The organism is Pseudomonas mandelii (assembly GCF_006438925.1).
GTDB classification, from domain to species: Bacteria; Pseudomonadota; Gammaproteobacteria; order Pseudomonadales; family Pseudomonadaceae; genus Aquipseudomonas; species Aquipseudomonas mandelii_C.
In genome coordinates this window covers 223,163-243,453 of sequence record NZ_RCZA01000007.1, presented here as the reverse complement: position 1 = coordinate 243,453, position 20,291 = coordinate 223,163, and the positions used below count along the sequence as shown (strand labels likewise).

The 20,291-nt window shown below is 60.0% G+C and carries 19 protein-coding genes; 8 read left to right on the top strand and 11 right to left on the bottom strand.

The window, feature by feature from the left end; translation table 11 throughout:
* Positions 1-3: 3 nt before the first annotated feature.
* Entirely contained in the window at positions 4-873 is an 870-nt protein-coding gene (locus EAH74_RS18050; RefSeq protein ID WP_074878410.1) for an ABC transporter permease, read from the bottom strand.
* Entirely contained in the window at positions 870-1,895 is a 1,026-nt protein-coding gene (locus EAH74_RS18045; RefSeq protein ID WP_140680154.1) for an ABC transporter ATP-binding protein, read from the bottom strand. The genes EAH74_RS18050 and EAH74_RS18045 overlap by 4 nt, the downstream gene beginning before the upstream one ends.
* Before the next feature lie 244 nt (positions 1,896-2,139).
* Here EAH74_RS18045 and EAH74_RS18040 point away from each other — a divergent pair, with 244 nt between their 5' ends.
* Positions 2,140-2,976, top strand: a complete 837-nt coding sequence (locus EAH74_RS18040; protein ID WP_140680152.1) for an IclR family transcriptional regulator — start codon at positions 2,140-2,142, stop codon at positions 2,974-2,976.
* Between the two features lie 133 nt (positions 2,977-3,109).
* Here the strand turns inward: EAH74_RS18040 and EAH74_RS18035 are convergent, their stop codons facing one another.
* Positions 3,110-3,862 carry an anti-sigma factor family protein gene (locus EAH74_RS18035; RefSeq protein ID WP_140680150.1) on the bottom strand — a complete coding sequence of 251 codons (753 nt, stop codon included), beginning with the start codon at positions 3,860-3,862 and terminating at the stop codon, positions 3,110-3,112.
* Entirely contained in the window at positions 3,859-4,365 is a 507-nt protein-coding gene (locus EAH74_RS18030; RefSeq protein ID WP_140680149.1) for a sigma-70 family RNA polymerase sigma factor, read from the bottom strand. The genes EAH74_RS18035 and EAH74_RS18030 overlap by 4 nt, the downstream gene beginning before the upstream one ends.
* Positions 4,366-4,680: 315 nt before the next feature.
* On the opposite strand from EAH74_RS18030, the gene EAH74_RS18025 reads away from it, so the two are divergent.
* The 5 genes from EAH74_RS18025 (at position 4,681) to EAH74_RS18005 (ending at position 10,133) form a co-directional block, all read left to right on the top strand.
* The gene (locus EAH74_RS18025) at positions 4,681-6,240 is read left to right on the top strand and encodes an amino acid adenylation domain-containing protein (protein ID WP_240050530.1); all 1,560 of its coding nucleotides are present in this window, start codon (positions 4,681-4,683) and stop codon (positions 6,238-6,240) included.
* The gene (locus EAH74_RS18020) at positions 6,237-7,562 is read left to right on the top strand and encodes a hypothetical protein (RefSeq protein ID WP_140680146.1); all 1,326 of its coding nucleotides are present in this window, start codon (positions 6,237-6,239) and stop codon (positions 7,560-7,562) included. The genes EAH74_RS18025 and EAH74_RS18020 overlap by 4 nt, the downstream gene beginning before the upstream one ends.
* A 53-nt stretch (positions 7,563-7,615) precedes the next feature.
* Entirely contained in the window at positions 7,616-8,380 is a 765-nt protein-coding gene (locus EAH74_RS18015; RefSeq protein ID WP_140680145.1) for an enoyl-CoA hydratase-related protein, read from the top strand.
* 122 nt (positions 8,381-8,502) lie between these two features.
* The gene (locus tag EAH74_RS18010; RefSeq protein ID WP_140680143.1) at positions 8,503-9,591 is read left to right on the top strand and encodes a catalase family peroxidase; all 1,089 of its coding nucleotides are present in this window, start codon (positions 8,503-8,505) and stop codon (positions 9,589-9,591) included.
* Positions 9,588-10,133 (top strand): cytochrome b, encoded by a 546-nt coding sequence (locus tag EAH74_RS18005; protein WP_056740290.1) that lies wholly within the window; start codon positions 9,588-9,590, stop codon positions 10,131-10,133. Before EAH74_RS18010 ends, EAH74_RS18005 begins: the two co-directional genes overlap by 4 nt.
* A gap of 4 nt (positions 10,134-10,137) precedes the next feature.
* Here EAH74_RS18005 and EAH74_RS18000 read toward each other — a convergent pair whose 3' ends face one another.
* On the bottom strand, positions 10,138-11,343 hold the full coding sequence (locus tag EAH74_RS18000; protein WP_140680142.1) for an MFS transporter: 1,206 nt from the start codon (positions 11,341-11,343) through the stop codon (positions 10,138-10,140).
* 96 nt (positions 11,344-11,439) lie between these two features.
* Between EAH74_RS18000 and EAH74_RS17995 the strand changes: the two genes are divergently transcribed.
* Positions 11,440-11,886, top strand: a complete 447-nt coding sequence (locus EAH74_RS17995; protein ID WP_123366482.1) for a winged helix-turn-helix transcriptional regulator — start codon at positions 11,440-11,442, stop codon at positions 11,884-11,886.
* Positions 11,887-11,925: 39 nt separating this feature from the next.
* On the opposite strand, the gene EAH74_RS17990 is transcribed toward EAH74_RS17995, so the two are convergent.
* Positions 11,926-13,077: a M14 family metallopeptidase gene (locus tag EAH74_RS17990; protein ID WP_140680141.1), complete on the bottom strand. Its 1,152-nt coding sequence runs from the start codon at positions 13,075-13,077 to the stop codon at positions 11,926-11,928.
* A 482-nt stretch (positions 13,078-13,559) separates the two neighbouring features.
* The gene (locus EAH74_RS17985) at positions 13,560-13,901 is read right to left on the bottom strand and encodes a DUF6124 family protein (RefSeq protein WP_123366193.1); all 342 of its coding nucleotides are present in this window, start codon (positions 13,899-13,901) and stop codon (positions 13,560-13,562) included.
* Positions 13,902-14,030: 129 nt separating this feature from the next.
* On the opposite strand from EAH74_RS17985, the gene EAH74_RS17980 reads away from it, so the two are divergent.
* On the top strand, positions 14,031-14,681 hold the full coding sequence (locus EAH74_RS17980) for a LexA family protein (RefSeq protein ID WP_140680140.1): 651 nt from the start codon (positions 14,031-14,033) through the stop codon (positions 14,679-14,681).
* Between the two features lie 39 nt (positions 14,682-14,720).
* On the opposite strand, the gene EAH74_RS17975 is transcribed toward EAH74_RS17980, so the two are convergent.
* Genes EAH74_RS17975 through EAH74_RS17960 form a run of 4 tightly spaced genes read right to left on the bottom strand, consistent with a single transcriptional unit; the run spans position 14,721 to position 20,288 of the window.
* Positions 14,721-16,676, bottom strand: a complete 1,956-nt coding sequence (locus EAH74_RS17975; RefSeq protein ID WP_140680139.1) for an acetyl/propionyl/methylcrotonyl-CoA carboxylase subunit alpha — start codon at positions 16,674-16,676, stop codon at positions 14,721-14,723.
* On the bottom strand, positions 16,676-17,491 hold the full coding sequence (locus EAH74_RS17970; protein ID WP_140680138.1) for a gamma-carboxygeranoyl-CoA hydratase: 816 nt from the start codon (positions 17,489-17,491) through the stop codon (positions 16,676-16,678). Before EAH74_RS17970 ends, EAH74_RS17975 begins: the two co-directional genes overlap by 1 nt.
* Positions 17,492-17,504: 13 nt before the next feature.
* A complete protein-coding gene (locus EAH74_RS17965) occupies positions 17,505-19,112 on the bottom strand; it encodes a carboxyl transferase domain-containing protein (protein WP_140680136.1) in 1,608 nt (535 codons plus the stop codon).
* Positions 19,113-19,124: 12 nt separating this feature from the next.
* A complete protein-coding gene (locus EAH74_RS17960; RefSeq protein ID WP_046047545.1) occupies positions 19,125-20,288 on the bottom strand; it encodes an isovaleryl-CoA dehydrogenase in 1,164 nt (387 codons plus the stop codon).
* Positions 20,289-20,291: the final 3 nt, after the last annotated feature.

Genomic DNA, 20,291 nt, shown 5'->3' with positions numbered 1-20,291 from the left:
GAGTTATCCCAATGACTTCTTGTAGCGGCCTTCGATCATCCGGTTCCACGACAGCATGATCAGCAGGTTGAGCAACAGCAGAGCCACGGCGATGGCCGCACCCATCGGCCAGTTGAGCTCCGACAGGTACTGGTCGTAGATCAGCGTGGCGACCATTTTTATCCGGCGTCCGCCGAGCAGGCCGGGGATGGCAAACGAACTGGCGGCGAGGCCGAACACGATCAAGGTGCCGGAGAGCACGCCGGGCATGATCTGTGGCAGCACCACTTGGCGCATCACGGTGAAGTGGCTGGCACCGAGGGACATCGCGGCTTGCTCGGCGGCCGGGTCGAGTTTTTGCAACGAGGTCCAGACCGGAATGATCATGAACGGCAGCATCACGTGGACCAGCGCAATCACCACCGCGAACGGCGTATAGAGCAGCTTCATCGGCGAGCCGCCAAAGGCTTGGAGGGTCTGGTTGACCAGGCCGTCGGCACCCAGCAACAGGCTCCAGCCGAAGGCGCGCACCACCACCGAAATCAGCAACGGGGTGAGGATCAGAATCAGGAAAATCGAGCGCCATGGCGCGCCCATGCGGCTGAGGATGTAGGCCTCGGGCACGCCGATCACCACGCAGAGCAGGGTGGTCAGGGCGCTGATCCACATCGTGCGCAGAAAGATTTCGTAGAAGTACGGATCGCCCAGCAGGCTGCTGTAGTGATCGAGGGTGTAGGCGTCGCCGTTGATCCCCGAGCTGTAGTCGAAGACGTTGAACGACAGCACCAAGGTCAGCAGCAGCGGGATAACCAGCAGGCCGAGGTACAAGGCCAGGGCCGGTGCCGACAGCCAGTAACCCTGGCGTCCGTGGCGAATGGCGACAAGCGTACTCATGCCGGCACCTCGTCAACACTCAGCACCCGCAACAACGCTGCGTCCCAATCGAGCCCGACCGCGGTGCCTTCGGTCAGCGGTGCCGAACCGTCGTTGCGGCGTACTACGCTGAGTTCGCCCAGGGTCGTCGATACGCCGTACAACCATTGGCTGCCGAGAAAGAAGCGACTGACGATGTTGCCTTGCAGACGGCCCTGACCTTTGTCCCGCAGATCGATTTTTTCCGGACGCAGGCTCAAGGTCAGTTCTCCGTCGCCGCGGTTGCACACCTGAACGACACCGGCGCTGTCACGCTCGCCCGGCAGCAGATTGGCCTTGCCGACGAAACCGGAAATGAACTCGGTGCGCGGGTGTTCGTAGAGGGTGTAAGGCGCGTCGATCTGGGTGATGCGCCCGGCCTGCATCACCACCACCCGGTCGCTGATGGACAGCGCTTCGGACTGGTCATGGGTGACCATCAGCGTGGTGATCCCGACTTCGCGCTGGATGCGGCGGATCTCGAATTGCATCTCTTCGCGCAGGTTGGCGTCGAGGTTGGACAGCGGCTCATCGAGGAGCAGCACCGGCGGCTCGATCACCAGGGCCCGAGCCAATGCAACACGCTGACGCTGGCCGCCGGAGAGCTCCCGGGGGTAACGCTCGGCATGCTGGTTGAGGCGCACCAGTTTCAGCACCCGGTCCACCCGCTGCTGCAATTCGGCACCAGGCACTTTGCGCATGCGCAGGCCGAAGGCGACGTTGTCTTTGACGGTCATGTGCGGGAACAGCGCGTAACTCTGGAACACCACGCCCAAACCACGACTGGCGGGTTTGGCGTGAGTGATGTCGCGACCGTCCAGCACAATGCGTCCGCTGCTGACTTCGACGAAGCCGGCGATCATTTGCAGGGTGGTGGTTTTGCCGCATCCGGAGGGGCCGAGCAGGGAGACAAACTCGCCTTTCTCGACCGAGAGGTTGGTGGCAACGACGGCGTCGATCTCGCCGTAACGTTTGCCGAGTCCTTCAAGTTGCACAAAAGCCATAACTGCGCTCCACCTGAGATTGTTATGCGTCGCCCGAAGGCGCGCTTTTTTGTATGGGCAGATACGAAAAGGTCTGGCTGGGTGCGTTGGCGCTCGACTTCTGTCGGCTGCCGCTGTTGTTCGAATCGCCCCTGTCTGGACGCAGAGTAGGACGAAGAATAGGATGGGCTCAATGGCCTATTTCACTGAAGCGATGACTATTTTCAGTTTCATTCGGTGAGTAAATTATTTCTCGAGAAAACCCATGACAGATTCCATTGAGCGGAATGAAAACAAAAGTGATGTCGGTGTTGGCGCGGTCTCCAGACTGTTTGCCGTGCTGCGCAGTCTGGGTGACACCGTCGAGGGCGGGGAGCGGGTGACGCAACTGGCCCAGCGCATCGGGTTGTCGCAACCGACCACCCACCGATTGCTGCGCAGTTTGATGGATGAGGGCATGGTCGAGCAGGATGCGCGCAGCAAACGCTATCGTCTGAGCCTGGAGTTTTTCGCCCTGGCGGCCCGCGCCGGGAACACCGGAAACCTGCGCGAACTGGTGCGTCCGGCGCTGCTGCGGCTGTCGGCGTCGTTGGGGGATTCGTTGTTCTTGCTGGCGCGCAGTGGTTTTGATGCGATCTGCCTGGATCGCAGTGAAGGGCCGTTTCCGATCCGCACGTTTACCGGTGACATCGGCGGGCGGGTGGCGCTGGGCGTGGGGCAGGGCAGCCTGGCGATTCTGGCGTTTTTGCCGGAAGAAGAGCGCGACACGGTGATTCACTACAACTTGCCGAGGCTCAAGGATTTCCACCTGTACGACGAGGTGTTCCTGCGTTCGGAAGTCGAGAATGTGCGCAAGCTGGGTTATGCCGGACGCAACACGGGCGTGTTGCAGGGCATGGCCGGGGTGGCGGTGCCGATTCTGGATCGTGAAGGGCGGGCAGTGGCGGCGTTGAGTGTGGCGACCGTGAGTGATCGGCTGGGGCCGGATCGCTTGCCGACGGTGGTGGACATGCTCAAGCGCGAAGCGGCGCTGATCGGACCGCGGATCAATCCGTTCGACCCGTTGCTGCGCCGGCCTTCGCAGGTATTTGGGCAGGGTTGAACACGGTCCACAGGCCTCCATAAATCCCCTGTGGGAGCGAGCTTGCTCGCGATGAGGCCTGTACATTCAACATTGATGTCGACTGATACACCGCCATCGCGAGCAAGCTCGCTCCCACAGGGAATGATGGTGCTCAGAACTGCTCGGTTTGCTTGAGCATCTGCGCCGCCGGCGTATCCGTCGGGCTGACCATCGCGTAGTTGTACCCGCCCCCCGACCAGTACTCGGCCTGCAACTCACCATCGCTGCGACTGCCCCTGGGCAACAGGTAGTTTTTCGGACCCGGTGGACGGACGTAGAAGCTGACCTTATGGCCGCTTTGATCCTCGTAGACCACCATCGCCGCCGGCCCTTGTTCGGTGCTCAGCAAGCGCCCGCTGACCGGTTTGAAACCGGCGCCCGAGAGGTCAGGCAAGCGATTGGCCTGAGTGAAATAGCGGTCGAGCCAACCCTGCATGTCGCCGTCATCGCTGACTTTGTAGTCGGCCGGCAGGATGCCTTGCTGGGCAATCAGGCGATAGGCCTGCAGGGCATCGGTCATCGGCGGCGTGGCACTGATGAGCGTCATCTCCCGGGCTTGCCAACCGCTGAATCCGCCGACGCTGACCGCGATCAGCAACACGGCGGCGCTGGCCAGGTGCCGGCGAGATTGTCGTTTGAGGCGTTGGCGAATCAGCGCCGGGTCGAGGTCCGGGTTGGCCGGTTGCTGCAGGGCGCCGCTCAATGCCGCGCGCAATTGCTGGGCGTCCTGCTGCCAGGCACGCACTTTGGCAGCCACTCCTGCATTGCTGGCCAGAAAAGTGTCCACCAGACGTCGGTCGGCATCGCTGAGTTGCTGGTCGACATAGGCGTGCAGGTCACGCTCGCTTGGGGGCAGGCTGATCATTTGAGTCTCCGCAGAGAAGGGCGGGTGATTTCGCCGTCGCTCAACTGGCGCAAGGCTTGGCGGGCACGGGACAGGCGGGACATCACGGTGCCGGTGGGGACGTCGAGAATCTCGGCGACCTCTTTATAACTCAAGCCTTCGACCGAGACCCAGAGCAGCAGGGCGCGTTGTTCGGTGGTGAGTTGATCGAAGGCTTTCAGGGTTGATTGGGCGATCACGGTACGTTCCACCGACGGCTGCGCATCGTCACGTCCGGTAAAGAATTCGAGCATTCGTGCATAACGTCGTGAGCGCCGGTGAGCATCGAGAAACTGACGATAAAGAATCGAAAACAGCCAGGCGCGCAAGTCGCCCTCGGGGCGTTTGTCGCCCCACCTCGACAGCGCGCGCTCAAGGCAAGACTGCACCAGGTCGTCGGCGCTGCTGGGATTGCGCGTCAACGACACGGCAAACCGGCGCAATCTGGGAATGATTTCTCTCAGCTGTTCGTCGATATCGTTCATGGAAAAGGACGTGTTCTCTGTCAGTGAAGGGCGGCAGTGACAAGGAAGACGCCGGCTACTGCAGATTATTCCCTCTGCCGGAAAAGAAAATCCCACGGTCAATTTCTGTAGGTCATTTCCCTGTTGGTTGTAATCCATGTAATGGAATCAAGCATCGTGGCTCAACCCTCATAGCAAGCGCAAACGGCATTCAGCCCAGCCTATCAACAGGCTCGGCAGAACCGTCCGGACTTGAGCTTTCACATTGAGCCCGATGAGATTTTTGATATGCAAGAGCACGCAATTACCCTGAAACCGGCATTGACCTATTCCTCGATGCCTGCGTCCCCTGTTGATCAGGACCGTTGGCAGCAATTCGGTCATGGGCCGACGGTTACGCCGACGTTTTCCTTGATTCATCACGCAATTGAAGCGCAAGCCGCGACCAACCCTCAAGTCGTTGCGGCCCATTGGATGGGTGAAACCATCACCTACAACGAGTTGAACAGGCAGGCCAATCGACTGGCTACGCTGTTAATCAGCCAAGGCGTCAAACCAGGCGATCACGTTGCTTTATTTGTAGAACGCTCGATCCCCATGCTGGTGGGCATGTTGGCAGCGTTGAAAACGGGCGCAGCCTACATCCCTCAGCACGTGGGGATTACACCGCCCCCACAACTGCGCCACATCATGGAGGTTGCCGCTACACGGGTGGTGCTGACGCTGTCGCGCCTCGAATCACGGCTTCCCCTGATACCGGCGCAGCACTGCATTTGCCTCGATGAGTTCATGAGGTTGCCGTCAACACTATCAGACGATTTGAACGTGGCCGGTTCGCTGTCATCGACCCCGGATCAACTTTGCTTCGTTTTATTCACTTCCGGTACCACCGGGTTGCCCAACGGGGTTCGGGTTACCCACCGCAATGTCTGCAATATTTTGCTGACGGAGCCTGGCAACCTCGGTATGAGGCCTGGGATGAAGGTCGGGCAGATTCTGAACATCGCCTTCGATATGGCCGCTTGGGAGATTCTGGGCTGCCTGGCCCATGGCGCGACGTTGATGATCCGTGACAAGGACATTGATCAGACCGCCGAGCAATGCGATGTGCTAATTGCCACGCCGTCGATTCTCGGCACCCTCGATCCAGCGCGCTGCCAGCAGGTTAAGGTCGTGGCCGTTGCAGGGGAGCCGTGCCCGCAACCCCTGGCCGATCGCTGGTCGTCGTTCTGCACTTTTTTCAATGCCTGCGGCCCGACCGAGACCACCATTGTCAACACCATGCAGTGCTACAGGGGCGGAGAGGCCCTGACCATCGGCAAACCCACGCCCAACAACACCGTGTACGTACTCAATGAAGCCGGTCGACCTTGTGCGGTGGGCGAACAAGGGGAGATGTGGGCCGGCGGGGATTGTGTGACGGCAGGTTATCTGGGCAATGCCGCGCTGACCGCCGAACGGTATCGCCTCGATCCATTTCTCGGTAAGGGTCGGATGATGTTTCGCACTCGCGACCTGGGGCGCTGGACGGCGGAAGGCGATCTCGAACACTTGGGGCGCGTCGACGATCAGGTCAAGGTGCGGGGTTTTCGCGTTGAGCTCGATAGTGTTTCAGCGGTACTGGAGTCGTGCGACTCCTGCGAGCGGGCGGTTACGCTAAAACTCGACAATCGCCATCTGGTGGCCTTCGTCAGTCCCGCGACCACGAACATCGATGATGCGAGACGTCGCTGCGAGGAGCGGCTTGCCTACTATTGCGTACCTTCGTTGATGATCGCCCTGGACCTTATTCCGCTGACTTCACGGGGGAAAGTCGACAAGCGGCTGCTGCTGGAACTGGCGTTGGCGCACCAGGTCAGCCTTGGCGCCAACACCGGACCGAAGGTGATCGCATGAGCGCCACTAGCGGTTTACCCGCCAAGCATGCGCTGTGGCGACGCCTTGGAACGCTGCCAGTTTTTTCCCATTACAACCGTCTTGTGGCGTTGGTGCTGGTACTCAATGGTGCAGCGCTGGCGCATGGGCTGAATGCCGGGCAATGGTGGACAACCTCCGGTGTTGCCCTGGAAACGTTAGCGGGGCTGGTGTTGGCGAATCTGTCGATGGCCATTTTGATTCGCCAGCAATACATCATCAATCTGCTGTTCTGGTTAGCGACCCTGGCTCCCACCTGTTGGCCGCTGGCGATTCGTCGCTCACTGGCCAAGGTTTATCACTTCGGCGGTCTGCACAGTGGCGCAGCCGTGGCGGCCATTGGTTGGTTCGTGGCGTTACTCGGCTCATTGAGTTGGCATTGGATGGAGGATAAGGGCGGGGTTTCACTCGCGCTTCTGTGGGTGAACGGCGGGCTGCTGGGGGTGTTGTTGCTGGTGGCGACCATGGCTCATCCGCGGATTCGCTCACGCTTTCACAATGGATTCGAACGAACACACCGCTTCGGTGGCTGGATAGCGCTCGCGTTATTCTGGGTATCGACCCTATTGTTTGCCCAGGATCAGAACCCGCAAACGCCGTTGCAGGAAGTACTGGTAGCGTCCGTGCCATTCTGGATGTTGATGGGCTTGACGTTCAGCATCGCCCTGCCATGGCTGCGTTTGCGCAAAGTGCCGGTGCAATTGGTCAGGACTTCATCCCATGCAGTGATTGCCCGGTTCGGGCATGTCACGCCGTTTGCAGGTTCGTCCAATGCCATCAGTCTCAATCCGCTGTTGGAATGGCACTCGTTTGCCAACATTCCCACGCCGGGAGAGGCCGGTTTTCGCCTGATTATTTCCCGTGCCGGAGACTGGACCGGTGAGTTTATCGAGCACATGCCGACTCACGTCTGGGTCAAAGGCATCACCACCGCCGGCGTTGCGCACATTGAAACCCTGTTCAAATCGGTGGTGTATATCGCCACCGGCAGCGGTATCGGCCCGGTGCTGCCCCATCTGCTGGCCAGACAGGTACCGATACATCTGATCTGGTCGACCCGCAGTCCACGAAAAACCTACGGTAACGAACTGGTGGAGGAAATCCTGCGGGCCGAGCCCGATGCCTTGATCTGGGACACCGATCTGCTCGGCAAACCCGACCTGGTGCAATTGGCCTATGACGCAGTTCAAACGTTCGGTGCAGAGGCCGTGATCTGCATTTCCAACCAGGCACTGACTCAGCGGGTGGTCGAGGAAATGGAAGGGCGGGGCATTGCGGCCTATGGCGCGATCTGGGACTCCTGAGGTGTGAGTGAGCGCTCGTCATTCAAGCATTCAAATTATTCAATGAGGTCAACATGTACACACTGATCGAACGTCATGATCGAGTCGTATTGATTCGTCTCAATCGCCCGCAAGCCCGCAATGCCCTGAGTTGCGAGGTCATGCGCGAACTGCTGGACACACTGCAACGGTTGGACCGGGATCCGGGGGTGGGGTGTTTCGTCATTACCGGAACGGCGGATTTTTTCGCTGCTGGCGCCGATATCAAGGAAATGAGCGAAAAGTCATATCTGGACATGGTCCACGAGGACTTCTTTGCCGAGTGGGAAGACTTTGCAGCTTTACGGACGCCCAAGCTGGCCGCTGTCGCCGGTTATGCCTTTGGCGGCGGCTGTGAGTTAGCCATGATGTGCGACTTGATCTTTGCTGCCGATACCGCCCGATTTGGTCAACCGGAAATCAAGTTGGGTGTGATGCCCGGGATGGGCGGCACCCAGCGTCTCACGCGTCTGATCGGTAAATCGAAAGCCATGGACATGATATTGACGGGGCGCTCGATGTCAGCCCTGGAAGCTGAGCGGGCAGGGCTGGTGTCAAGAGTTATTGCCGCACCCGATCTGCTGGAACAATCCCTGGCTGCGGCGCAAACCATCGCCGGTTTCGCCAAAACCGCCACCGTGGCTGCGCGTGAAGCAGTTGATCGCGCGTTGGAGCTTGGGTTGCGCGAAGGCCTGCTGTATGAGCGAAGGATGTTTCATGGGTTGTTTTCCACTCCCGGGCAAAAAGAAGGCATGCAGGCTTTTTTGGATAAACGTGAGGCGTGTTTTAACCCAGTGTGACGGGATTCGGGCATTCGTCGCTCGCGGTGCTTTGAAAGAAACTACAGTTCAGAGGGAATAATCCTACGCGACGTTCGTCTCATAGCTCCTTCCCCCTGTGGCCGATGGCCCTGGAGTCTTTCATGGTAGATCGCTCATCACCGCCCACCCGGCCACCTTTGAGTGCCGCGAGCCTGACATTACGTCTGGCCGGTATCGCTGTGGTGGTTGCCGCAGTGGCCGGGGCTTTTGCCTACGTTAACGGCACCTTTGACCCACAGCGCCTGACGCCGAAAAAGCTGATCAATGTGCTGGAGACCAACAACGGCGTGCACCCGGGATTCCGGCGTAACCACTCCAAAGGCGTGTGCGTGATCGGGCATTTCGAGAGCAGCGGTGAGGCGCGCAGCTATTCCAGCGCTCAGGTGTTCAATGTCGCGCGGACCCCGGTGGTCGGGCGTTTCGCATTGCCGGCTGGCAATCCTTATGCGCCGGACAACAGCGTGCCGATCCGCAGCCTGGCCTTGCGATTCACCCAGGCCAACGGTCAGCAGTGGCGCACCGGGATGAACAGCATGCCGGTGTTCCCGGTGGGTACGCCCGAAGCGTTCTACCAATTGCAGCAGGCCCAGTCGCCGGACCCGGCCACCGGCAAGCCGAACCCGGCTGCGGTGCCAGCGTTCTTCGGTTCGCATCCGGAAGCAGCACCGTTCCTGGCCTGGATCAAAACTGCCAAGCCGTCGGCCAGTTATGTGACGGAAACCTACAACAGCGTCAATGCGTTTTACCTGGTGAACGCTGCGGGACAACGGCAGGCGGTGCGCTGGAGCATGGTGCCCGTCGCTCAGGATGCAGCGGGTGCTACGGCGCCTGAAGGGGGTGAATTCCTGGAGAAAGACCTGGTTCAGCGCCTTTCTGCAGGACCGCTGCGTTGGCAGTTGAACATCACGCTGGCCAACCCTGGCGATCCGGTCAACGACGCCAGCAAGGCCTGGCCCGAGGGTCGCAAAGTGTTGAACGCCGGCACCCTCGTACTCGAAAGCACCCAGCCGCAACTCAATGGCGAATGCCGGGACATCAACTACGACCCGCTGGTACTGCCCGCCGGCATAGAAGGTTCCGACGACCCATTGCTCGCCGCTCGTTCAGCGGGGTACGCCACTTCCTACTTGCGTCGTACCAGCGAAGTCAGCCAGTTGCCCTCTGCTAATAAACAGGAGTCTCGTCAATGAGCGCTCAACCGAACCACTTCGCGCCTTTAGCGCGACTGCTGCACTGGCTGATGGCGCTGATGATCATTGCCATGCTGTTTATCGGCGCGGGCATGGCCGCTTCGGTGTCCGAGCGTCATGAGTGGCTGATTCATCTGCACAAACCTTTGGGCGTGGCGATTCTCCTGCTGGTGATCGTGCGCCTGGCCGTGCGTTTTTCCACTCAACAGCCACCGCTGCCGGCGGATCTGCCGGGTTGGCAAGCACTGGCGGCCAAGGCTTCGCATGTTTTGCTGTACGCCTTGATGCTGATCCTGCCGCTGCTGGGTTGGGCGATGATTTCGGCGGCGGGGGATCCGGTGATGCTCAGCAGTTCGTTGCAGTTGCCGTCGATCGTACCGGCGAATGCGCAGGTGTTTGCGTTCCTGCGCAAGGCTCACGGGTATCTGGCGTACTTGCTGTTCCTGACGGTACTGCTGCATTTGGCGGCGGCGCTGTTTCACGGCTGGGTGCGCCGCGATGACGTGCTGGACAGCATGTTGCGGGGCAAGGATCGCGGCTGATCCCCTACGGGTCAGTGTGAAGCAGCTTCCACGGTTGGACCTTCGTGGCCAGCGTTCGCCACCAATAGATCAACGCCACAGCATTGATGCCTGCGCCCAGCAGGCATACACCGAGCCACCCGGCCCACGCGTACATCGCCGTCGAACCGATTGACCCCAAGGCGCTGCCAATTGAATAGAACAGCATGTAGCCGGCGGTGAGTCGGCTTTGGGCTTCGGGGCGCACGCTGTAGATCATGCTCTGGCTGGTGACGTGCACGGCCTGCAACCCCAGATCCAGGGTAATCACGCCAAGCAGCAATGCCCACAATGAGGACTGGGTGAAGGCGATCGGCAGCCAGGAAACCAGCATCAACAAGAGTGACAAACCGCTGGTCCATTGGCCCAGGTCACGATCAGCCAGATGCCCGGCGCGAGCGGCGGCCAGTGCGCCGGCAGCACCTGCCAGTCCGAATAATCCGATTTGTGTGTGGGACAACGATAGCGGCGGGGCGCTCAGCGGCAGCACCATGGGCGTCCACAACAGCATGGCGCTGGCGAAGGTCAGTAGCGCGAGCACCGCCCGCTGGCGCAGCACCGGTTCTTCCTTGAACAGCGTGAATACCGAGCCCAGTAAGGCGCCGTAGGAACTGGCGGGTTGCGCATCTTCATGTTTGGGCAACACACGAAACAGCAGCAATGCCATCACCAGCGTCAAACCCGCTGACAACAGATAAATCGAACGCCAACCGGCGAGGTCAGCCATGCCGCCGGCCACTGTCCGGGCGAGCAGAATACCGACGACGATGCCGCTGGTGACCACACCGACCACACGCCCTCGCTGTTCCGGGATGGCCAATGTTGCGGCGTAGGCCACCAACACTTGGGTCACGACAGCTAACAACCCGGTCAATGTCATGCCGATCAGCAGCCAGATGTTGTCAGGCGCCAGTGCGATCGTGAGCAAGGCCAGCGCCGACAGCACAGTTTGCGTAACGATCAGGCGCCGGCGATTGAGCAGGTCACCCAGCGGCACCAGCAACACCAGGCCTGCGCCGTAACCGATTTGCGTCAGCGTGACGACGATGCCGATGGTTGCGGGGTCCATGACGAAGGCCTCGGCCATGGCATCGAGCAGCGGTTGTGCGTAGTAAACATTGCCGACGGCCAAGCCGCAGGCGATTGCAAACAGCAGCACCACGGCGCCGCTCAATGGATGCTCAGGTTTCATGACGGGCTTCCTTGTGTGGTTTCTAAGTGAAACCAGTTGTACGGTAAGGAAGCTGGTTTTATATTGCAACTACATTTGATGGATGTGAGCGCGCTCATGGCTAAACGTACAAGCATGGAAAACGCCGAATGCCCGGTTGCCCGTTCCCTGGATGCCATTGGTGATTGGTGGTCGTTGCTGATCGTGCGCGATGCATTTGACGGCATACGCCGATTCGGGGAGTTTCAGCGCAATTTGGGCATGGCCAAGAATATTTTGTCTGCGCGGCTGCGCACCTTGGTGGCCCACGGTATTTTCGACCTGGTGCCGGCGTCGGACGGCAGTGCGTATCAGGAATATGTGCTGACCGAAAAGGGCAAAGGCCTGTTCCCGTTGATCATCGGATTGCGCCAATGGGGCGAGGCGTTTTTCTATGAGGCAGGGGAGGCGCACTCGCGGGTGGTTGACCGAGAGAACGGCCGACCGGTGCAGACGCTGGAATTACGTGCCGAGGATGGGCGCTTGCTGGGACCTGAGGATTGCGTGCGGATCGCTGCCGAGTGAGGCATGGCTGCATGCCGGGCATGCAGCCATCGAGCGTGATCAGCGCAAGGTATCGACCATGTCAGCCACGGTCGTCAGCACATCCTTGCCCAATTGCTTCGAGCGTTTTCCGGACCAGCCGGTGAGCGGATTCGGCGCATCGTTGTTGTCCTTGAAGGGCATTTCGAGGGTCAGCGACAGGCAGTCGAATTTCTCGCCAACGCTGTTGCACGCCAAGGTCATGTTGGCCTTGCCGGGCTCGTCGCGGGTGTAGCCGTGCTTGGTCTGGAAGTCCTTGGTCAGGTGCTTCAGATGACTGCGGAAGTGCTCTTCGAGTTTCTCGATCCGTGGCGTGTACCCCGGGTTGCCTTCGCAGCCGGCGGTGAACACGTAGGGGATTTCTTCATCGCCATGGATGTCGAGGAACAGGTCCACGCCGTACTTTTCCATCTGCTGTTGTACGAAAAAGACTTCCGGGCTGGTTTCCTGGCTGGCGCTCTGCCAGGCGCGGTTCAGGTCCTGGCCCATGGCGTTGGTGCGCAGGTGACCGTGGAAAGCGCCGTCCGGGTTCATGTTCGGCACCAAATACAGATCGGCGCTGGTCAGCAGTTTGTTCAATATCGGATCGTCGTGTTTTTCGAGACGTTCGATCACGCCTTCCATGAACCATTCGGCCATGTGTTCACCGGGATGTTGCTGGGCGATGATCCAGACTTTGCGTTGACCTTCGGCGCCCGTGCCTTTACGCAGCAGCTGGATGTCTCGACCTTCGACGCTTTTGCCGGTGGCCAGCAGTTCGGTGCCAGCCTTGGTCAGCGCTTGCTCGATCAGCCAGTCGTGACGGCCACGGCTGTAGGGTTCGAAGTAAGCAAACCAGGCGTGGGTGGCGGTGGCTTCAAGGCTGAAGCGCAGGCAGTCACCTTCGAAAATGGTCGGCACCCGGAACCAGTTGACGTGGTCGTAGGACGCCACGGCCTGATAACCATCCCAGGCTTTGTTGTAGGAGGACTTGCTGGCATTGTTCAGACGAAACCAGTGTTCCTGACCGACGTGCAGACCGCTGGCCTTGAAGTGGAACCACTGAAAGTGCTGGCTGCGGGTGTCTGGCTTGATGGCCAGCAGGGCTTGCAACGGATTGCTGATGTCCAGCACTTCAATGTTGCCACTGTCGAAGTTGGCACTGATGTCGAAAGAGGATTTAGCCACGGTCATAGTCGATTCCTGAATATGATTTTATGGCTGTTACTTTACACGCTGGGAAGGGAAAAACCGGGGGAAATTCTGGGGGGGGAAGCGGGGGGCGTCCTCCTTGACGCCGACGCAGCTTAGAGACTGCGCGATTGATTCTCAAGCGCTATTTTTGATTAGTTTGGGCCAATGATGCCGGGCTTCTCTTGGCTACGGATATTCTTTTGATATCATCCGCGCCATTCGAATTTGCAGCACCTAAAGACTTCATTAGCCTGAAGGTAAAGCCAGAATAACTGGCAAAAAAAAGACCCGGCAAAAAGCCGGGTCAAAAACCGTGATTAGCCTGATGAGGAGATCGTCCAGGAGACCGACCTAAGGCCACTTGGACAATCGACTGATCTCGCGACCAGCTGCATGCAATAATAATCATTCTCGTTTGCAAGTCAAATGCTTTTATCTGCGCGATTGGAAAAATCTTTCCCGTCCTCGCAAGCACCCGTGTCTCACCCGTTCTGATCGCCCTCCAGGGATCGATCCACCATCGCCTTGGCCATGTCGATCATGTGCACCGCTGAAAACGCCAGGTCCCGACTTGCGCCCTGCAAATTGCTGGCTGACTCGTACGCGATGGCGGCGGCACAACGTAGCAAATCCGTGGCATGGACCAGCGCCTCTTCGCAGCTGATGTTGCGGTTTACGTCAAAGAAACGTTCTTCGACCACTTCCTCTGAAACAGCTGGTTTCAAGTAATAGTCCAGTGCTCGTTGCGCGGCGGCAGAGCCTTTTGGCGAGGTGAGGGAAGTGTCGATTTGCATGTCAGGCAGGTCGTTGCAGGGGATGGACATGGCGATGGCAAACTCCGTGATAGATTCAGATCCGTGAACCAATCCTAGTACGTACTGTATTTATGACGAGAGATTAAATACTACAATTTGTGTTTTGACGGCCGGAGGCGCCCACGTATCGTGCCGCACATGGATAAATGGATTGAATTGGTCAAGGCCAAGATGAGTGAACTCAAAATCACTCAAGAAGAACTCGCAGATCGCCTCGGGATGTCTCAGGGCGGCGTCGGCCACTGGCTGAACAAACGCCGCGATCCTGGCGTCGTCAACATGAACCGTGTGTTGAAGGCGCTGGGCATGGACTTTCTCGAAGTGGCGTTGGTGATCCGCGAACCACTCGTCTTGGAAGAGGAGGAAATGCCCCTGGCGCTCAAGTACAACCCGTACTTCCGCTACCCGGTCAGTGACTGGAAGGAGCCGGCGCAACTGCGCGATGGCGAGCTGACGGTGTACCGCAAGGAGGAACGCTTCGAGCTGACCGACTATCACGCCCAGGGCCCGGCTTTCTGGCTGAGTGTGGTAGGCGATGCGATGACCGCGCCTACTGGCATCAGCGTTGCCGAGGGCATGATGATCCTGGTGGACCCGGCCATTGTGCCGGAACCCGGTAAGTTGGTGATCGCCCAATGGCCCGACAGCGCCGAGGCAACCTTTCGCAAACTGATAGAAGAGGGCGGGCAGCGTTACCTGGTCCCGCTCAATCCGACGTATCCGAAAGCCCTTTACACCGAGGAGTGCCGAATTATCGGCGTGGTAGTTCAGGCTACAGCCAGGTTCTAATCAGATCGGTCCTCGCAAGACGTAGGACCGATCTTCATTTCACGCTTCTTCAAACTCGACCAATGCACTGCCTTCACTGACCATCTCGCCTTCCTGGCAATACAGTGCCTTGATCACCCCGGCGTGTGGTGCACGAATGCTGTGCTCCATCTTCATCGCCTCCAGCACCACCAGCTGCGCCCCGGCTTCGACCGTTTGCCCGGCTTCCACCAGTACCCGCACGATGCTGCCATTCATGGGGGCGGTCAGCCCGCCGTGATGGCTGTGACTGGCCTCGACGGCGCTGATCGGGTCGTAGGACTCGATGCGGCGCAATTCACCTTCCCATTGCAGATACACAACGTCGCCCCGGCGGATTGCCCGATGCTGGCGGCGCAGGCCGTTGTGCTCGGTCAGCAGTTGCTCGCCCTTGAGTTGAGCGGTGTGGGCATCAGCGTCGCCCAATGTCAGCGCGCGATCCTGGCCTTCACAACTCAAATGCAGCGTGATTTCTGTCGGCAGTCCGGCACGGAAACCATTGCTGTTGGCCCAAGGCGAAATCGGGTCATCGGCACGGGTCGTACTCGGCTGGCTTTGGGTAAACGCCTGGGCGGCGGCTTGCCAGAATTCGTCACTGAGGTCCGAGGCGACCGGCAGCAGTTCTTCCTGATAACGCGGAATGAACCCGGTATCCAGTTCGGCCGCAGCAAACGCCGGATGACCGACGATCCTGCGCAGGAAGTTGATGTTGGTCTTGAGCCCGCCAATGGCAAACTCATCGAGCATGCTCAGCAGCCGCAGTCGCGCCTGTTCACGATCCTCGCCCCAGGCAATCAGTTTGCCGAGCATCGGGTCGTAGAACGGTGAAATTTCATCGCCTTCTTCGACGCCACTGTCCACCCGCCGTCCCGGACCTTGCGCGGATTCGCGATACAGCTCCAGTCGACCGGTCGCCGGCAGGAAATCATTGCCCGGGTCTTCGGCATACAACCGCACTTCGATGGCATGGCCGATCAGCGGAACCTCGGCTTGAGTCATCGGCAGCGCTTCGCCACGGGCCACACGAATCTGCCAGGCGACCAGATCGAGGCCGGTGATGGCTTCGGTGACCGGGTGTTCGACCTGCAGACGCGTGTTCATCTCCATGAAGAAGAACTCACCCCGCGAATCCAGCAGAAATTCCACGGTGCCGGCGCCGACATAACCGATGGCCTGTGCCGATCGCACGGCGGCCTCACCCATGGCGCGACGCAGTTCCGGGCTCAAGCCTGGAGCGGGTGCTTCTTCAACGACTTTTTGGTGCCGACGCTGGATCGAGCAATCACGTTCGTTGAGGTACAGGCAGTTGCCATGCTGGTCGGCGAAGACCTGGATTTCCACGTGGCGCGGTTTGAGCAGGTACTTCTCCACCAACATCCGCGAATCACCGAACGAGGATTTCGCTTCACGTTGGGCCGAGGCCAAGGCTTCGGCCAACTGGCTGACATCCTCGACCACTTTCATGCCTTTGCCGCCGCCCCCAGCGGTGGCCTTGAGCAGCACCGGATAACCGATGCGTTCGCAGGCGTCGCGGAAGGTGTCGAGGTCCTGAGCCTCACCGTGATAGCCGGGCACCAGCGGCACGCCGGCGGTTTCCATCAAGGCCTTGGCCGCGGATTTGCTGCCCATGGCATCGATGGCTGAGGCGGGCGGGCCGAGGAAAATCAGGCCGGCTTCTTCGATCGCACGGGCGAACCCGGCGTTCTCGGAAAGAAAGCCATAACCCGGATGAATCGCCTGAGCGCCGCTGGCCTTGGCGGCGGCGATCAGTTTGTCGATTTGCAGGTAACTGTCAGCGGCTTTGCTGCCACCGAGGTCGACGCGGATATCCGCTTCGCGGCTGTGTCGGGCTTCACGGTCAGTGGCGCTGTGAACGGCCACGGTGGTCAGACCCAGGGCTTTGGCGGTGCGCATCACCCGGCAAGCGATTTCGCCGCGGTTGGCCACCAGCAGGGTGGTGAGGACAGGTGCGCTCATCAACGCGGCTCCTTGGTGGTGGTTTCGGCTTGCCAGCTCGGCGGACGTTTTTGCAGAAAGGCCCGCAGGCCTTCCTGACCTTCGGGGCTGACACGGATGCGGGCGATGGCGTTTTCGGTGTAGCGGCGTAGGGCCGGGGTCAGCGCGCCGTGGCCGACTTCGCGCAGCAATTCCTTGCTGGCGCGCAGGGCGGCCGGGCTGTTGAGCAGCAGGTTGTCGATCCACTGTTCGACTTTTTGCTCCAGCTCAGCGATCGGATAACTCTCCGACAACAAGCCGATTTCCCGCGCTCGTTGTCCGCCGAAACGCTCGGCAGTCAGCGCGTAGCGACGTGCCGCGCGTTCGCCGATGGCTTGCACCACGAACGGACTGATCACCGCCGGGGCCAGGCCGATACGCACTTCCGACAGGCAGAACTGCGCGTCATCGGCGCCGATGGCCATGTCGCAGCAACTGATCAGGCCCAGCGCACCACCGAATGCAGCGCCTTGCACCACCGCCAGCGTCGGGACTTTCAGCTTGGCGAGGTTGTACATCAACTCCGCCAGTTCCCGGGCATCGTCGAGGTTGGTGTGGTAATCGAGTTCGGCCGATTGCTGCATCCAGGCCAGATCCGCGCCGGCGCTGAAATGCTTGCCGCGTCCACGCACTAACAGGAAACGCAGACTGGCATCGCTCGACACTTTGTCCAGTGCGAGGATCAGTTCGCGGATCATTTCGGCGTTGAAGGCGTTGTTCTTTTCTTCACGGCTGAGCCACAGGGTCGCGAAACCACGCGGGTCGCTCAGCAGTTCGAGGGTATTGAAGTCGCTCATGATTTTCTCCCGATCACATCCGGAACACGCCGAAGCGGCTCTGTTCGACAGGCGCATTCAGCGACGCCGACAAGGCCAGGGCCAATATATCGCGGGTTTGCGCCGGGTCGATGACGCCGTCGTCCCACAACCGGGCACTGGAGTAGTAGGGATGACCCTGTTCTTCATACTGGTCGAGAATCGGTTGCTTGATCTCGGCTTCCTGCTCGGCGCTGAAACCGTGACCACTGCGTTCGGCCTGCTCGCGTTTCACCTGCACCAAAACACCCGCCGCCTGCTCGGCGCCCATCACGCCGATGCGTGCGTTCGGCCACATCCACAGGAAACGTGGATCGTAAGCCCGGCCGCACATGCCGTAGTTACCGGCACCAAAACTGCCGCCGATGATCACGGTGAATTTCGGCACCTTGGCGCACGCCACGGCGGTCACCAGTTTCGCGCCGTGCTTGGCGATGCCGCCGGCCTCGTATTTCTGGCCGACCATGAAACCGGTGATGTTTTGCAGGAACAGCAACGGAATGCCGCGCTGACAGGCTAGCTCGATGAAGTGCGCGCCTTTCTGCGCGGCTTCGGCGAACAGAATGCCGTTGTTGGCGAGGATCGCGATCGGGTAACCGTGCAAGTGGGCAAAGCCGCACACCAGGGTCGTCCCGAACAACGCTTTGAATTCGTCGAACACCGAACCGTCCACCAACCGCGCAATCACTTCACGCACGTCGAACGGCTGCTTGGCATCCGCCGACACCACGCCGTACAACTCGTCGCTGTTGTAGAGCGGGGCGATGGGCGTGCGCTGTTGCACTTCACCGAGCTTGCGCCAGTTGAGGTTGGCGATGCTGCGCCGCGCAATGGCCAAGGCGTGTTCGTCGCTCTCGGCATAATGGTCGGCAACCCCGGAAATCTTGCAGTGCACATCGGCCCCGCCGAGGTCTTCGGCGCTGACCACTTCACCGGTCGCGGCTTTCACCAGCGGTGGCCCGGCGAGGAAAATCGTCGCTTGCTCGCGCACCATGATCGCTTCGTCGGCCATGGCCGGTACGTACGCACCACCGGCGGTGCAGGAACCCATGACCACCGCTATCTGCGGGATGCCCATGGCGCTCATGTTGGCCTGGTTGAAGAAGATCCGTCCGAAGTGCTCACGGTCCGGGAACACTTCATCCTGACGTGGCAGGTTGGCGCCGCCCGAGTCCACCAGGTAAATGCACGGCAAGCGGTTCTGCTGGGCGATGGTTTGGGCGCGCAGGTGTTTTTTCACGGTCAGCGGGTAATACGAGCCACCTTTTACGGTGGCGTCGTTGGCGACGATCATGCATTCGACGCCTTCCACACGGCCGATCCCGGCAATCACGCCAGCGGCCGGAACGTCTTCGCCATACACCTCGTAGGCTGCCAATTGGCTGATCTCGAGAAACGGCGAACCCGGATCGAGCAGGCGATTGATCCGTTCACGAGGCAGCAGTTTGCCCCGCGAGGTGTGGCGCTCTTGCGCCTTCGGGCCGCCACCTTGCTGCACTTTGGCGAGCAGGGTGTGCAGGTCGTCGACCTGTTTGAGCATCGCCGCGCTGTTGGCCGCGAACTCCGCCGAACGGGGGTTTAGCTGGGTATGCAGGATAGCCATGGACAGCTCCGTTTAGCGGGTTTCGTTGAACAGTTCGCGACCGATCAGCATGCGACGGATCTCACTGGTGCCAGCGCCGATTTCGTACAGCTTGGCGTCACGCAGCAGACGACCGGCCGGGAATTCGTTGATGTAGCCATTGCCACCGAGAATCTGGATCGCGTCGAGGGCCATTCGGGTCGCGCATTCGGCGCTGTAGAGGATTACTCCGGCGGCGTCCTTGCGGGCGGTTTCGCCGCGTTCGCACGCTTGCGCAACCGCATAGAGGTAGGCACGGCTGGCGTTGAGTTGGGTGTACATGTCGGCGACCTTGCCCTGGATCAGCTGGAATTCGCCGATGCTTTGGCCGAACTGCTTGCGGTCGTGGATGTACGGCACGATCAAGTCCATGCAGGCTTGCATGATCCCGGTCGGGCCGCCGGACAGGACAACGCGTTCGTAATCGAGGCCGCTCATCAGCACTTTCACGCCGCCGTTGAGTACGCCGAGGATGTTTTCTTCCGGCACTTCCACGTCATCGAAGAACAGCTCGCAGGTGTTGGAACCGCGCATGCCGAGCTTGTCGAATTTGTTGCTGCGGCTGAAGCCTTTGGAATCACGCTCTACGATGAACGCGGTGATGCCGTGGGGGCCTTTTTCCAGGTCGGTCTTGGCGTAGATCACGTAGGTGTTGGCGTCCGGGCCGTTAGTGATCCAGGTCTTGCTGCCGTTGAGCACGTAGTGATCGCCGCGTTTATCGGCGCGCAGTTTCATCGACACCACGTCGGAACCGGCATTCGGTTCGCTCATGGCCAGGGCGCCGATGTGTTCGCCGCTGATCAGCTTCGGCAGGTATTTGGTTTTCTGTTCGTGATTGCCGTTGCGGTTGATCTGGTTGACGCAGAGGTTGGAGTGCGCGCCGTAGGACAGGGCGACCGAGGCCGAACCACGGCTGATTTCTTCCATGATCACTACGTGGGCCAGGTAACCCAGGCCAGCACCGCCGTACTCTTCCGGGACGGTAACGCCCAGCAGGCCCATGTCGCCGAACTTGCGCCACAGGTCGGCGGGGAACAGGTTGTCGATGTCGATTTGAGCAGCGCGTGGTGCGATCTCTTTGGCGACGAAGGACTGAACCTGATCGCGCAGCATGTCGATGGTTTCACCGAGGGCAAAGTTCAGGGATGGGTAGCTCATGGG

Coding starts and splice junctions, on each gene's coding strand:
- EAH74_RS17975 (WP_140680139.1), bottom strand. CDS start 16,676: ATGAGCGCACCTGTCCTCACCACCCTGCTGGTGGCCAACCGCGGCGAA.
- EAH74_RS18035 (WP_140680150.1), bottom strand. CDS start 3,862: ATGATCAGCCTGCCCCCAAGCGAGCGTGACCTGCACGCCTATGTCGAC.
- EAH74_RS17990 (WP_140680141.1), bottom strand. CDS start 13,077: ATGACCGTGGCTAAATCCTCTTTCGACATCAGTGCCAACTTCGACAGT.
- EAH74_RS17970 (WP_140680138.1), bottom strand. CDS start 17,491: ATGAGCGACTTCAATACCCTCGAACTGCTGAGCGACCCGCGTGGTTTC.
- EAH74_RS18025 (WP_240050530.1), top strand. CDS start 4,681: ATGCCTGCGTCCCCTGTTGATCAGGACCGTTGGCAGCAATTCGGTCAT.
- EAH74_RS18050 (WP_074878410.1), bottom strand. CDS start 873: ATGAGTACGCTTGTCGCCATTCGCCACGGACGCCAGGGTTACTGGCTG.
- EAH74_RS18040 (WP_140680152.1), top strand. CDS start 2,140: ATGACAGATTCCATTGAGCGGAATGAAAACAAAAGTGATGTCGGTGTT.
- EAH74_RS17980 (WP_140680140.1), top strand. CDS start 14,031: ATGGATAAATGGATTGAATTGGTCAAGGCCAAGATGAGTGAACTCAAA.
- EAH74_RS18045 (WP_140680154.1), bottom strand. CDS start 1,895: ATGGCTTTTGTGCAACTTGAAGGACTCGGCAAACGTTACGGCGAGATC.
- EAH74_RS18015 (WP_140680145.1), top strand. CDS start 7,616: ATGTACACACTGATCGAACGTCATGATCGAGTCGTATTGATTCGTCTC.
- EAH74_RS18010 (WP_140680143.1), top strand. CDS start 8,503: ATGGTAGATCGCTCATCACCGCCCACCCGGCCACCTTTGAGTGCCGCG.
- EAH74_RS18000 (WP_140680142.1), bottom strand. CDS start 11,343: ATGAAACCTGAGCATCCATTGAGCGGCGCCGTGGTGCTGCTGTTTGCA.
- EAH74_RS18030 (WP_140680149.1), bottom strand. CDS start 4,365: ATGAACGATATCGACGAACAGCTGAGAGAAATCATTCCCAGATTGCGC.
- EAH74_RS17995 (WP_123366482.1), top strand. CDS start 11,440: ATGGCTAAACGTACAAGCATGGAAAACGCCGAATGCCCGGTTGCCCGT.
- EAH74_RS18020 (WP_140680146.1), top strand. CDS start 6,237: ATGAGCGCCACTAGCGGTTTACCCGCCAAGCATGCGCTGTGGCGACGC.
- EAH74_RS18005 (WP_056740290.1), top strand. CDS start 9,588: ATGAGCGCTCAACCGAACCACTTCGCGCCTTTAGCGCGACTGCTGCAC.
- EAH74_RS17960 (WP_046047545.1), bottom strand. CDS start 20,288: ATGAGCTACCCATCCCTGAACTTTGCCCTCGGTGAAACCATCGACATG.
- EAH74_RS17965 (WP_140680136.1), bottom strand. CDS start 19,112: ATGGCTATCCTGCATACCCAGCTAAACCCCCGTTCGGCGGAGTTCGCG.
- EAH74_RS17985 (WP_123366193.1), bottom strand. CDS start 13,901: ATGTCCATCCCCTGCAACGACCTGCCTGACATGCAAATCGACACTTCC.